The organism is Rhizobiaceae bacterium, assembly GCA_023953835.1.
GTDB lineage: Bacteria > Pseudomonadota > Alphaproteobacteria > Rhizobiales > Rhizobiaceae > Mesorhizobium_G.
The window spans coordinates 3,295,860-3,308,405 of record JAMLJB010000001.1; the positions used below are offsets into that span (position 1 = coordinate 3,295,860).

Annotated in this window: 19 protein-coding genes; 18 read left to right on the top strand and 1 reads right to left on the bottom strand. The window is 60.4% G+C overall.

Features of this window, described 5'->3' with window-relative positions:
- The first annotated feature begins 17 nt into the window (after positions 1-17).
- Entirely contained in the window at positions 18-629 is a 612-nt protein-coding gene (locus M9924_15450) for a YitT family protein (protein MCO5065792.1), read from the top strand.
- Between the two features lie 65 nt (positions 630-694).
- Positions 695-1,826, top strand: a protein-coding gene (prfB, locus tag M9924_15455) for a peptide chain release factor 2 (GenBank protein ID MCO5065793.1) whose coding sequence is annotated in 2 segments (ribosomal slippage) — positions 695-760 and positions 762-1,826 — 1,131 coding nt in all. Because the reading frame shifts where the segments join, the coding sequence is not laid out codon by codon here.
- 3 nt (positions 1,827-1,829) lie between these two features.
- Here prfB and M9924_15460 read toward each other — a convergent pair.
- Positions 1,830-2,099, bottom strand: coding sequence for a transcriptional regulator (locus M9924_15460; GenBank protein ID MCO5065794.1), 270 nt, complete (start codon positions 2,097-2,099; stop codon positions 1,830-1,832).
- Between the two features lie 492 nt (positions 2,100-2,591).
- On the opposite strand from M9924_15460, the gene rpsL reads away from it, so the two are divergent.
- The 16 genes from rpsL to rplN all read left to right on the top strand — a co-directional run bounded on the left by rpsL (position 2,592) and on the right by rplN (position 12,537).
- Positions 2,592-2,963, top strand: a complete 372-nt coding sequence (gene rpsL / locus M9924_15465; GenBank protein ID MCO5065795.1) for a 30S ribosomal protein S12 — start codon at positions 2,592-2,594, stop codon at positions 2,961-2,963.
- 70 nt (positions 2,964-3,033) lie between these two features.
- Entirely contained in the window at positions 3,034-3,504 is a 471-nt protein-coding gene (gene rpsG, locus M9924_15470) for a 30S ribosomal protein S7 (protein MCO5065796.1), read from the top strand.
- A gap of 28 nt (positions 3,505-3,532) precedes the next feature.
- The gene (fusA, locus tag M9924_15475) at positions 3,533-5,623 is read left to right on the top strand and encodes an elongation factor G (GenBank protein MCO5065797.1); all 2,091 of its coding nucleotides are present in this window, start codon (positions 3,533-3,535) and stop codon (positions 5,621-5,623) included.
- Positions 5,624-5,687: 64 nt separating this feature from the next.
- Positions 5,688-6,863, top strand: a complete 1,176-nt coding sequence (gene tuf / locus M9924_15480; protein MCO5065798.1) for an elongation factor Tu — start codon at positions 5,688-5,690, stop codon at positions 6,861-6,863.
- A gap of 66 nt (positions 6,864-6,929) precedes the next feature.
- Positions 6,930-7,238 carry a 30S ribosomal protein S10 gene (gene rpsJ, locus M9924_15485; protein MCO5065799.1) on the top strand — a complete coding sequence of 103 codons (309 nt, stop codon included), beginning with the start codon at positions 6,930-6,932 and terminating at the stop codon, positions 7,236-7,238.
- A gap of 61 nt (positions 7,239-7,299) precedes the next feature.
- Positions 7,300-8,016 (top strand): 50S ribosomal protein L3, encoded by a 717-nt coding sequence (gene rplC, locus M9924_15490; protein ID MCO5065800.1) that lies wholly within the window; start codon positions 7,300-7,302, stop codon positions 8,014-8,016.
- Positions 8,016-8,636, top strand: a complete 621-nt coding sequence (gene rplD, locus M9924_15495) for a 50S ribosomal protein L4 (GenBank protein MCO5065801.1) — start codon at positions 8,016-8,018, stop codon at positions 8,634-8,636. The genes rplC and rplD overlap by 1 nt, the downstream gene beginning before the upstream one ends.
- Entirely contained in the window at positions 8,633-8,926 is a 294-nt protein-coding gene (locus tag M9924_15500) for a 50S ribosomal protein L23 (GenBank protein ID MCO5065802.1), read from the top strand. Before rplD ends, M9924_15500 begins: the two co-directional genes overlap by 4 nt.
- Before the next feature lie 22 nt (positions 8,927-8,948).
- Complete coding sequence (gene rplB / locus M9924_15505) at positions 8,949-9,782, top strand: 50S ribosomal protein L2 (GenBank protein MCO5065803.1); 834 nt, start codon at positions 8,949-8,951, stop codon at positions 9,780-9,782.
- Positions 9,783-9,797: 15 nt separating this feature from the next.
- Positions 9,798-10,076 (top strand): 30S ribosomal protein S19, encoded by a 279-nt coding sequence (rpsS, locus tag M9924_15510; GenBank protein ID MCO5065804.1) that lies wholly within the window; start codon positions 9,798-9,800, stop codon positions 10,074-10,076.
- A 2-nt stretch (positions 10,077-10,078) separates the two neighbouring features.
- Complete coding sequence (rplV, locus tag M9924_15515) at positions 10,079-10,465, top strand: 50S ribosomal protein L22 (GenBank protein MCO5065805.1); 387 nt, start codon at positions 10,079-10,081, stop codon at positions 10,463-10,465.
- Entirely contained in the window at positions 10,465-11,187 is a 723-nt protein-coding gene (rpsC, locus tag M9924_15520) for a 30S ribosomal protein S3 (GenBank protein ID MCO5065806.1), read from the top strand. Before rplV ends, rpsC begins: the two co-directional genes overlap by 1 nt.
- A 30-nt stretch (positions 11,188-11,217) precedes the next feature.
- Positions 11,218-11,631 (top strand): 50S ribosomal protein L16, encoded by a 414-nt coding sequence (gene rplP, locus M9924_15525; protein ID MCO5065807.1) that lies wholly within the window; start codon positions 11,218-11,220, stop codon positions 11,629-11,631.
- 11 nt (positions 11,632-11,642) lie between these two features.
- Complete coding sequence (rpmC, locus tag M9924_15530) at positions 11,643-11,852, top strand: 50S ribosomal protein L29 (protein MCO5065808.1); 210 nt, start codon at positions 11,643-11,645, stop codon at positions 11,850-11,852.
- Between the two features lie 11 nt (positions 11,853-11,863).
- On the top strand, positions 11,864-12,106 hold the full coding sequence (rpsQ, locus tag M9924_15535) for a 30S ribosomal protein S17 (GenBank protein ID MCO5065809.1): 243 nt from the start codon (positions 11,864-11,866) through the stop codon (positions 12,104-12,106).
- A gap of 62 nt (positions 12,107-12,168) precedes the next feature.
- Entirely contained in the window at positions 12,169-12,537 is a 369-nt protein-coding gene (gene rplN, locus M9924_15540; GenBank protein MCO5065810.1) for a 50S ribosomal protein L14, read from the top strand.
- Positions 12,538-12,546: the final 9 nt, after the last annotated feature.

Consider the following 12,546-nt stretch of genomic DNA (forward strand, 5'->3'; position numbering starts at 1 on the left):
TCACACCGGGCCGATTGATGTCCAAACCCGCCGGCGACCGCCACACTATGATAGAGGACGTTCTGGCGATCCTGACCGGATCGCTGGTCGTTTCCCTTGGCGTCGCCCTGTATGCGCATGCGATGCTTGCGCTTGGGGGAAATTCCGGCCTCGCGCTGCTGCTGCAATATTCGACGGGCTGGAGCTTTGCAGTCATCTTTTCCCTTATTAACCTGCCGTTCTACCTGCTTGCTATCTGGCGGATGGGCTGGCTGTTCACGCTGCGGACCTTCGCCGCCGTCAGCCTCGTGTCGGTGTTTGTGCGCCTGACGCCGCAATGGCTTGAGTTCGGCAGGCTGGCCCCGCTCTATGCCGCCATTGCGGGCGGCTGCCTTATCGGCATCGGAATGCTGGTGCTCTTTCGCCATCGCACGGGCCTTGGCGGGATCAATATCCTTGCGATCTGGCTTCAGGAGCGCTTCGGCTGGCGCGCCGGATATGTACAACTCGGCATCGACCTCGTCATTCTTGCCATCGCGTTTTTCATCCTGCCCGCGGACAAGATCGCCCTTTCGGTGCTTGGCGCTGTGGTGATCAACATGATCCTGGCGCTCAACCATCGTCCGGGTCGCTATGCCGGCTACAGTTGAAGCATGGCTTTACAGCGCATGGCCTGCCGCTTATGAAGCGGCCCTTCAATGAAAGAATCTCCTTGATGCGTGCGGAAACAGAGAACCTCGTCGATGAAATCAAGCAGGGCATAACCCTGCTGAGGAGGCATCTTTGACTGGGATCAGGCCGTAAAGCGACTTGAATACCTGAATGCCCGCTCCGAGGAGGCTGACCTGTGGAACGATCCGCAGGAAGCGCAGAAGCTCATGCGCGAGCGCCAGATGCTCGATGACGGCATCGGCGCGGTGAAACGGCTTGAACGGGCGCTTTCCGACAATATCGAGCTTATCGAGCTTGGCGAAATGGAGGGTGACGAGGGAATCGTCTCCGACGCCGAGGCTTCAATCAAGGCGATGGCGGGAGAGGTGCGCGAGCGGCAGATCGAGACGATGCTGTCCGGCGAGGCAGACGCCAACGACACCTATCTCGAAATTCACGCGGGCGCGGGCGGAACGGAGAGCCAGGACTGGGCCAACATGCTGCTGCGCATGTACACCCGCTGGGCGGAGCGCCGTGGCTTCAAGGTCGAAGTGCTGGAAATGCATGACGGCGAGGAAGCGGGCATCAAGTCTGCCACGCTGCACATCAAGGGCCACAATGCCTATGGCTGGCTCAAGACGGAGTCGGGTGTCCATCGGCTTGTCCGCATCTCGCCCTATGATTCGAATGCGCGCCGCCACACTTCGTTTTCGAGCGCCTGGGTATATCCGGTCATCGACGACACGATTGAGATCGACATTCCCGAGTCCGATGTGCGCATCGACACCTACCGCTCGTCCGGCGCAGGTGGCCAGCACGTCAACACGACCGATTCGGCGGTGCGCATCACACATATCCCGACCGGCATCGCCGTCGCCTGCCAGGCTGGCCGCTCACAGCACCAGAACCGCGCCAAGGCATGGGAAATGCTGCGCTCCCGGCTCTACGAGGTCGAGCTTGAAAAGCGGGAAGCGGCCGCCAGTGCGGAACAGGCTTCAAAGACGGATATAGGCTGGGGCCACCAGATTCGTTCCTACGTGCTCCAGCCCTACCAGTTGGTGAAGGACCTGCGCACAGGCGTCGAATCGACCAGCCCGTCGGATGTGCTGGACGGCGACCTTGACCCTTTCATGGAGGCCAGCCTGGCGCACCGCATCGAGGGCGGGGCCGGCGGCGAGGTCAAGGACCTCGACTAAACCTCACACCATCACGATGGCGACTTCGCCTTCCAGCGCGCCCTGATAGGCCGAGAGATGGGGTTCCTCGTCCGGCTCGCCCTGCAGCTCGCCGATCTGGTCGAGTTGCGCTTCCGCGAATCCCTCTTTCTGGAGGCCGTTCAGCGCAAGACGGACAGCCGAATCCTCGTCCGGCGCCTGAAGCATGACATGCACGCTGGATTCGGCGCCGCCCTTGCGGCGCGTGACGCGTCCGACGATGATCCAGACGATGGGCGGTTCGTTGTCGTTCATTGCAAGCGATTCTCTCGATCTGTACTGGAATCGGTATGGAAACAGGGCTTGAGCGCACCATATAGTCACTGCGCGGCTGCATTCCCACCGGCCACGGCTCGCATGCCCGGCATTTTGTTGCGGCAAGCGCCCGATTGCGAAAGATAATTACTTTGCGTTTTCGCATAGCTGTCGGGCGGTCCGGCATGGCGATTTTTCGGGGGTTTCGGGCTTGACGGGCAGGGGGGTTGCAGGTAGAAGCCGCGACGTCTGAGCCGATGTGAGGCTTGCTTTTCCGGGGCGTCGCGCCTTGGAGTTCGCCTCAAACAGGGTTCGTTTTACGAACGTGAAGACATTTCCGGCGTGCATGAAGCAGCAATGCTTCCTCTGCCATTTGTTCGGGCGGGAACCGTGAGAGACGGTTTTGAGCCCGAATTTGCGTATGGAATGGATCGTTCAAAGCGGCCTCGAAAAGGCTTGTGACACGAGATTGAGAGACAAGAGGAAGGTTTAATGCCTACCGTAAACCAGCTGATCCGCAAGCCGCGCCAGGCGCCGGCGACGCGCAACAAGGTTCCGGCGATGCAGCAGAACCCGCAGAAGCGTGGTGTCTGCACGCGCGTCTACACGACGACGCCGAAGAAGCCGAACTCGGCGCTGCGCAAGGTTGCGAAGATCCGTCTGACCAATGGCTTCGAGGTTATCGGCTACATCCCCGGTGAAGGTCATAACCTTCAGGAGCACTCGGTCGTCATGATTCGTGGCGGTCGCGTGAAAGACCTTCCGGGTGTGCGTTACCACATCATCCGTGGCGTGCTTGACACCCAAGGCGTCAAAAACCGCAAACAGCGCCGTTCGAAATACGGTGCGAAGCGTCCGAAGTAAGGAATTTTTCCCGGCTTCGGCGCTTTTCTTTTTGAAGCGTCGGGCCGACGAAGATTGAGAGACACAGACTATGTCCCGACGTCACAGTGCAGAAAAGCGCGAAATCAACCCGGATCCGAAGTTCGGAGACCTGGTTGTCACCAAATTCATGAACGCCGTCATGTATGACGGGAAGAAGTCGGTTGCCGAGACCATCGTCTATGGCGCGCTGGATCAGGTGCAGGCCAAGACCAAGCAGGAGCCCGTCGGGGTTTTCCATCAGGCCATCGAGAATGTCGCGCCGCACGTCGAGGTTCGTTCCCGCCGCGTCGGTGGTGCAACCTATCAGGTGCCGGTCGATGTTCGTCCGGAGCGCCGTCAGGCCCTCGCGATCCGCTGGCTGATTACCGCTGCGCGCAACCGCAACGAGACCACGATGGTCGATCGCCTTTCCGGTGAATTGATGGATGCCGCCAACAATCGTGGCACCGCCGTCAAGAAGCGTGAAGACACCCATAAGATGGCCGAGGCCAACCGCGCCTTCGCCCATTACCGCTGGTAATCGGCGCGCGAGAGACAGAGGCACTATCATGGCACGCGAATATAAAATCGAAGACTACCGCAATTTCGGCATCATGGCGCACATCGATGCCGGTAAGACGACGACCACGGAGCGCGTGCTCTACTATACCGGCAAGTCGCATAAGATCGGCGAAGTCCATGACGGCGCGGCCACAATGGACTGGATGGAGCAGGAGCAGGAGCGCGGCATCACCATCACCTCCGCTGCGACGACCACCTTCTGGAAGGGTCGCGACGACAAGATGCGGCGCTTCAACATCATCGACACGCCGGGCCACGTCGACTTCACCATCGAGGTCGAACGTTCGCTGCGCGTACTCGACGGCGCGATCGCGCTGCTGGACGCGAATGCCGGCGTTGAGCCGCAGACCGAGACCGTCTGGCGTCAGGCCGACAAGTATCATGTCCCGCGCATGATCTTCTGCAACAAGATGGACAAGATCGGCGCGGACTTCTACCGCTCCTACGAGATGATCAAGTCGCGCCTTGGTGCGACTGCGGTCGCCGTGCAGCTTCCCATCGGTGCGGAAAATGAATTCAAAGGCGTCGTCGATCTCATTGAGATGAAGGCGCTGGTTTGGCGCGACGAGTCGCTCGGCGCGCAGTGGGATGTGGTCGAAATCCCGGCGGACCTCCAAGCCAAGGCCGAGGAGTGGCGCGAGAAGATGATCGAGTCGGCCGTCGAGGTCGATGACGATGCGATGAACGCTTATCTCGAGGGCAATATGCCGTCGAACGACGAGCTTCGCGCGCTGATCCGCAAGGGCACCATCGCGGTGAAGTTCTTCCCGATGTTCTGCGGCTCGGCCTTCAAGAACAAGGGCGTGCAGCCGCTGCTCGATGCCGTTGTCGATTTCCTGCCTTCGCCGATCGACGTTCCGGCGATCAAGGGCATCGATCCCAAGACCGAGCAGGAAGTGGTCCGCAAGTCCGACGACAACGAACCGCTGTCCATGCTTGCGTTCAAGATCATGAACGACCCGTTCGTGGGTTCGCTGACCTTCTGCCGCATCTATTCCGGCAAGCTCGCAAAGGGCGTCTCGCTGGACAACACCGTGAAAGGCAAGAAGGAACGCATTGGGCGTATGCTCCAGATGCACTCGAATTCCCGAGAGGATATCGATGAAGCCTATGCTGGCGACATCGTTGCGCTGGCGGGACTCAAGGAAACGACCACCGGCGACACGCTTTGCGATCCGCTGAAGCCTGTCATCCTTGAGCGCATGGAGTTCCCGGACCCGGTCATTCAGATCGCGATCGAGCCGAAGACCAAGGGCGACCAGGAAAAGATGGGCCTCGCGCTCAACCGTCTTGCTGCCGAGGACCCGTCCTTCCGCGTCAAGACGGACGAGGAATCGGGCCAGACGATCATTGCCGGCATGGGCGAGCTTCACCTCGACATCATCGTTGACCGCATGCGTCGCGAGTTCAAGGTCGAAGCGAATGTCGGCGCACCGCAGGTGGCCTATCGCGAGACAATCACTCGCTCGCACACCGAGGACTATACGCACAAGAAGCAGTCCGGCGGTTCGGGACAGTTCGCGCGCGTCAAGATCACCTTCGAGCCGAACACCGAGGGCGAGGAATTCGTGTTCGATTCCAAGATCGTCGGCGGTTCGGTCCCGAAGGAATATGTCCCGGGTGTCGAGAAGGGTGTGGAAAGCGTCATGGGTTCCGGTCCGTTTGCAGGCTTCCCGATGATCGGCGTGAAGGCGACCCTCATCGACGGCGCTTACCACGACGTGGACTCTTCGGTCCTGGCGTTCGAAATTGCCGGGCGCGCTTGCTTCCGCGAAGCGGCGTCGAAACTGGGCGTTCAGTTGCTCGAACCGATCATGAAGGTCGAGGTCGTGACACCGGAAGATTATGTCGGCAACGTGATCGGTGACCTCAACAGCCGTCGTGGGCAGATCCAGGGTCAGGAAACGCGCGGCGTGGCCGTCGTGGTGAATGCCATGGTGCCGCTGGCGAATATGTTCAAGTATGTCGACAACCTGCGTTCGATGTCGCAGGGCCGCGCCCAGTACACCATGCAGTTCGACCACTATGAGCCGGTGCCGACCGCGGTCGCACAGGAAGTTCAGAAAAAATACGCGTAAGTCCAAGGGCTTAGATCAGAAAGCTAATTCGCCCTGATGGGCTGGAAGGAAATGGAGACCTCACATGGCAAAAGGTAAATTTGAGCGTACGAAGCCTCATGTGAACGTTGGCACGATTGGTCACGTTGACCATGGCAAGACGTCGTTGACGGCGGCGATCACGAAGTATTTTGGCGAGTTCAAGGCGTATGACCAGATTGATGCTGCGCCTGAGGAAAAGGCACGCGGGATCACGATCTCGACGGCGCATGTGGAATATGAGACGCCGAGCCGTCACTATGCGCATGTGGACTGCCCCGGCCATGCTGACTATGTGAAGAACATGATCACGGGTGCTGCGCAGATGGACGGCGCGATCCTCGTGGTTTCGGCTGCTGACGGCCCGATGCCGCAGACGCGCGAGCACATTCTTCTGGCTCGCCAGGTTGGCGTTCCGGCGATTGTGGTTTTCCTGAACAAGGTCGACCAGGTCGACGATGAAGAGCTTCTTGAGCTTGTCGAGCTTGAGGTTCGCGAATTGCTGTCGAAGTACGAGTTCCCGGGCGACGACATTCCGATTGTCAAGGGTTCGGCGCTTGCCGCTCTGGAAGACAGCAACAAGGAGATCGGCGAGAACGCGATCCGCAAGCTGATGGAAGAGGTTGACCGCTACATCCCGACGCCGGAGCGTCCGGTTGACAAGCCGTTCCTGATGCCGATCGAGGACGTGTTCTCGATTTCGGGTCGCGGCACGGTCGTGACGGGTCGCGTCGAGCGCGGCATCGTCAAGGTCGGCGAGGAACTTGAGATCGTCGGCATTCGCCCGACGACGAAGACGACCTGCACGGGCGTCGAGATGTTCCGCAAGCTGCTCGATCAGGGCCAGGCTGGCGACAACATCGGCGCGCTGTTGCGCGGCGTGGACCGTGACGGCGTGGAGCGTGGCCAGGTTCTGGCCAAGCCCGGCTCGGTGAAGCCGCACAAGAAGTTCAAGGCGGAAGCCTACATCCTGACGAAGGAAGAGGGCGGCCGTCATACGCCGTTCTTCACGAACTACCGTCCGCAGTTCTATTTCCGCACGACGGACGTGACGGGCATCGTGACGCTTCCGGCAGGCACTGAAATGGTGATGCCCGGCGACAATGTGACGGTCGATGTTGAACTGATCGTGCCGGTCGCCATGGAAGAGAAGCTGCGCTTCGCCATCCGCGAAGGCGGCCGAACCGTCGGCGCAGGCGTCGTCGCTTCCATCATCGAGTAAGAAAACAATGATCTGTCGCGGGCGGGAATTCGCCCGCGCCGCGCCAGAACAAGGAAAACAGACGTGATGAACGGCCAAAATATCCGTATTCGCCTCAAGGCGTTTGACCATCGTGTGCTTGACGCTTCGACCCGCGAAATCGTGTCGACGGCAAAGCGCACCGGCGCGAATGTCCGTGGGCCGATTCCGCTGCCGACCCGGATCGAAAAGTTCACCGTGAACCGGTCGCCGCACATCGACAAGAAGAGCCGCGAGCAGTTCGAAATGCGTACGCACAAGCGTTTGCTCGACATCGTTGATCCGACGCCGCAGACCGTGGATGCGCTCATGAAGCTCGACCTGGCGGCAGGTGTCGACGTCGAAATCAAGCTCTAAGCGGGCAGGAACATGAGCCGGCGGGCACAACCTAAAGGCTCCTCTGAAGGAAAATGAACCAATGCGTTCAGGTGTGATAGCTCAGAAGATCGGGATGACCCGCGTCTACAACGACGCGGGCGAGCATATCCCGGTAACGGTTCTCCGGATGGAGAATTGCCAGGTCGTGGCGCAGCGCACGGCGGAGAAGAATGGCTACACTGCCGTTCAGCTCGGCGTGGGGCTGGCCAAGGTAAAGAATACCTCGAAGGCCTTGCGCGGACATTTCGCCAAGGCTTCTGTCGAGCCGAAGTCGAAGCTCGCCGAGTTCCGCGTTTCCCCGGAAAACATGCTCGATGTCGGCGCGGAAATCACGGCGGACCATTTCGTCGCGGGCCAGAAGGTTGACGTGACAGGCACTTCCACCGGCAAGGGCTTCCAGGGTGTCATGAAGCGCCACAATTTCGGTGGCGGTCGTGCAACGCACGGTAACTCTGTGTCGCACCGCGTGCATGGTTCGACCGGTCAACGCCAGGATCCCGGCAAGGTATTCAAGGGCAAGAAGATGGCCGGCCACATGGGTGCTTCCCGGGTAACCACGCAGAATGTCGAGGTCCACGCGACGGACACCGATCGTGGATTGATTCTGGTACGTGGCGCGGTGCCGGGCACCAAGGGTGCATGGATCCTCGTCCGCGACGCCGTGAAGGTTCCGCTGCCGGAGAATGCGCCGAAGCCGGCTGCGTTGCGCGCGTCTGCGGCCAAGAATGAAGCTCCGGCTGTTGAAGGAGCCGAATAATGGACCTGAAGATTACAACTCTGGCCGGCAAGGATGCCGGCAAGCTGGAACTCTCGGATGAGATTTTCGGCCTTGAGCCTCGCGAGGACATCCTTCAGCGCGTCGTGCGCTGGCAGTTGGCCAAGAAGCAGCAGGGCACGCATCAGGCGAAAGGCCGTGCGGACATCGCGCGCACCGGCGCCAAGATGTACAAGCAGAAAGGTACGGGCCGCGCCCGTCACTCCTCCGCTCGAGCTCCGCAGTTTCGCGGCGGCGGCAAGGCGCATGGGCCGGTGGCACGCAGCCATGAGCATGACCTGCCCAAGAAGGTACGCGCACTCGGCCTGAAGCATGCTCTGTCCGCCAAGGCGAAGGCGTCGAACATCATCGTGGTCGATGAACTGAAGCTGGCTGAGGCCAAGACGAAGGCGCTGGCGGCGAATTTCGAGACGCTGGGTCTGACCAACGCCTTGTTCATTGGCGGCGCCGAGGTCGACCAGAATTTCGCCCGCGCGGCGCGTGCGCTGCGCAATATCGATGTGCTGCCGGTGCAGGGCATCAATGTTTACGACATTCTGCGCCGTGGCACGCTGGTCCTGTCGAAGGCCGCTGTCGAGGCTCTTGAGGAGCGCTTCAAATGACCGATCTCCGCCACTATGACGTGATCGTCAGCCCGGCGATCACCGAAAAGTCGACCATGGCCTCCGAGCAGAACCAGGTCGTTTTCAATGTCGCGCGCAAGGCGACAAAGCCTGAAATCAAGGCCGCGGTGGAAGCGCTGTTCGGCGTCAAGGTGACGGGCGTCAACACTTTGGTCCGCAAGGGCAAGATCAAGCGGTTTCGCGGAACTGTCGGCCGCTTGAGCGACGTGAAGAGGGCAGTCGTGACGCTCGCCGACGGCGACTCGATCGACGTCGCCACGGGGCTCTGAGCAGGGGCGCGAGGATAGAACAATGGCATTGAAAACATATAAGCCGACGACGCCGAGCACCCGCCAGCTTGTTCTGGTTGACCGCTCGAGCCTGTACAAGGGAAAGCCGGTCAAGGGCTTGACTGAGGGCCTGACCAAGTCGGGTGGCCGCAACAATTACGGTCGCATCACGGCGCGCTTCATCGGCGGCGGTCACAAGCGGACCTATCGCATCATCGACTTCAAGCGCCGCAAGTTCGACATGACGGCGACCGTCGAGCGGCTTGAGTATGACCCGAACCGGTCGGCTTTCATCGCGCTCATCAAGTATGAGGACGGTGAGTTGAACTACATCCTGGCGCCGCAGCGCCTTGCTGCCGGCGACAAGGTCGTGGCAGGTGAGGCTGTGGATGTGAAGCCGGGCAATGCGATGCCGCTGTCAGCGATGCCTGTCGGCACCATAGTCCACAATGTCGAGCTCAAGCCCGGCAAGGGTGGTCAGGTCGCACGTTCGGCGGGCACATATGCGCAGCTCGTCGGTCGCGACCAGGGCATGGCAATTCTTCGCCTGAATTCAGGTGAGCAGCGGATCGTGAACGGCTCCTGCCTGGCGACGGTCGGCGCGGTCTCTAACCCGGACCACGGCAACGTGAACCTCGGCAAAGCGGGCCGCAAGGTCTGGCTCGGCAAGCGTCCGCACAATCGCGGCGTCACCATGAACCCCGTCGACCATCCGCACGGCGGCGGCGAAGGCCGCACGTCCGGCGGTCGTCATCCGGTCACGCCGTGGGGCAAGCCGACCAAGGGCAAGAAGACCCGGTCCAACAAGTCGACCGACAAGTTCATCATGCGCTCGCGCCACGCGCGCAAGAGCTAAGAGAGGTAGTCAGACGTGTCCCGTTCAGTTTGGAAAGGCCCGTTTGTCGACGGCTTCCTGCTCAAGAAGGCAGAGAAGGTCCGCGAAGGCGGACGCAGCGAGGTCATCAAGATGTGGAGCCGTCGTTCGACGATCCTTCCGCAGTTCGTTGGTCTCACCTTTGGCGTTTACAACGGCCAGAAGCACATTCCGGTGTCCGTCTCCGAAGAGATGGTTGGCCACAAGTTCGGTGAGTTCGCTCCGACCCGTACCTATTACGGCCATGGCGCGGACAAGAAGGCGAAGAGGAAGTAACAATGAGCAAGCCAAAAGCCCCGCGCCGGCTTGCTGACAACGAGGCCCGTGCGGTTCTCCGCACCATCCGCGTCAGCCCGCAGAAGCTGAACCTTGTCGCCGCGCTCATTCGCGGCAAGAAGGTTGCGACGGCGCTCAACGATCTTGAGTTTTCGCGCAAGCGTATCGCCGGAACCGTTAAGAAGACGCTGGAATCCGCGATTGCCAATGCCGAAAACAATCATAGCCTCGATGTCGACGCGCTGGTCGTCGCCGAAGCCTATGTCGGCAAGTCGATCGTGATGAAGCGCTTCCATGCACGTGGCCGTGGCCGCGCAAGCCGGATCGAAAAGCCGTTTTCGCATCTCACGATCGTCGTTCGCGAAGTCGAAGAGAAGGAGGCCGCATAATGGGTCAGAAAGTCAATCCGATCGGTCTTCGCCTCGGCATCAACCGGACGTGGGATTCGCGCTGGTATGCCAACACCGGCGAATACGGCAAGCTGCTGCATGAGGATCTCAAAATCCGTGAGTACCTGATGAAGGAACTTAAGCAGGCTGCGGTTTCGAAGGTCGTCATCGAGCGCCCGCACAAGAAGTGCCGGGTGACGATCCACGCAGGTCGTCCGGGTCTGGTGATCGGCAAGAAGGGCGCCGACATCGAGAAGCTGCGCAAGAAGCTGACTGAGATGACGAAGTCGGAAACGCACCTCAACATCGTTGAGGTTCGTAAGCCGGAAATCGACGCAACGCTGATCGCGCAGTCCATCGCACAGCAGCTTGAGCGCCGCATCGCTTTCCGTCGCGCCATGAAGCGTGCCGTTCAGTCGGCCATGCGCCTCGGCGCGGAAGGGATCCGCATCAACTGCTCGGGCCGCCTCGGTGGCGCAGAAATCGCACGTATGGAATGGTATCGCGAAGGTCGCGTGCCGCTTCACACGCTGCGTGCAGATGTGGATTTCGGCACCGCCGAAGCACAAACAGCCTACGGCATCTGCGGCGTCAAGGTCTGGGTTTTCAAGGGCGAGATCCTTGAGCATGACCCGATGGCTTCCGAGCGTCGTGCAACCGAAGGCGATCATTCGGGCGAGCGTCAGGGCGGTCGTCGCCGTCCCGATCGCGAAGCCGCCTGAGCGGCCTAGGGAATTTGGAGAACAAGAACAATGCTGCAGCCAAAGCGCACAAAGTTCCGTAAGCAGTTCAAGGGCCGCATCCACGGCACTGCGAAGGGCGGCACCAATCTCGACTTCGGCGGCTTCGGTCTGAAGGCGCTTGAGCCGAACCGCGTCACCGCGCGTGAGATCGAAGCGGCTCGCCGGGCGATCACCCGCGAGATGAAGCGTCAGGGTCGTGTCTGGATCCGCATTTTCCCGGATGTGCCAGTGACGTCCAAGCCGACCGAAGTCCGCATGGGCAAGGGCAAGGGCGCGGTGGACTACTGGGCCGCGCGCATCAAGCCGGGTCGTATCATGTTCGAGATCGATGGCGTCAGCGAGGAAGTGGCTCGCGAGGCGCTTCGTCTTGGAGCGGCGAAGCTGTCGGTCCGCACGCGCTTCGTACAGCGCATCGCCGAATAAGGAACGCTGAGATGAAAGCCTCGCAGATCAGAACCAAGACCACCGACGAGTTGGACACCGACCTCGCCGACCTCAAGAAGGAGCAGTTCAACCTGCGCTTCCAGAAGGCGACGGGCCAGCTCGAAAAGACTGGCCGCATCAAGGAAGTGCGCCGCGACATCGCGCGCATCAAGACCATTGCTGCGGAAAAGGCGGCCCCGGGCCGCAAGAACAAGGCTTAAGGACGAGAATTATGCCAAAGCGCGTTTTGCAGGGCACTGTCGTCAGCGACAAGAACGAGAAGACGGTAGTCGTCAAGGTCGAGCGTCGCTTCACGCATCCCGTCATGAAGAAGACCGTGCGCCTTTCCAAGAAGTACAAGGCGCACGATGAGAACAATGCCTACAAGGTTGGCGATACGGTGTTCATCCAGGAATCGAAGCCGATTTCGAAGGACAAGCGCTGGGTCGTCCTGAGCCCTGAGCAGGCTCGATAGAAACAGAATTGCCGGGCCGGGCATCTAGCCAGCCCGGTGCATGAAAAAGAAGGCGGTCAGTCATGATCCAGATGCAAACAAACCTCGACGTCGCTGACAATTCCGGCGCGCGTCGTGTCATGTGCATCAAGGTGCTGGGCGGCTCCAAGCGGAAATACGCTTCGGTCGGCGACATCATCGTCGTTTCGATCAAGGAAGCCATTCCGCGCGGCCGCGTGAAGAAGGGCGATGTGATGAAGGCGGTCGTGGTGCGCACGGCCAAGGACATTCGCCGTCCGGACGGCAGCGTGATCCGTTTCGACAAGAACGCAGCTGTTCTGGTCGACAACAAGAAAGAGCCAATCGGCACGCGTATCTTCGGTCCGGTTCCGCGCGAGCTTCGCGGCAAGAACCACATGAAGATCATCTCGCTCGCGCCTGAAGTGCTGTAAGGAGCCGGA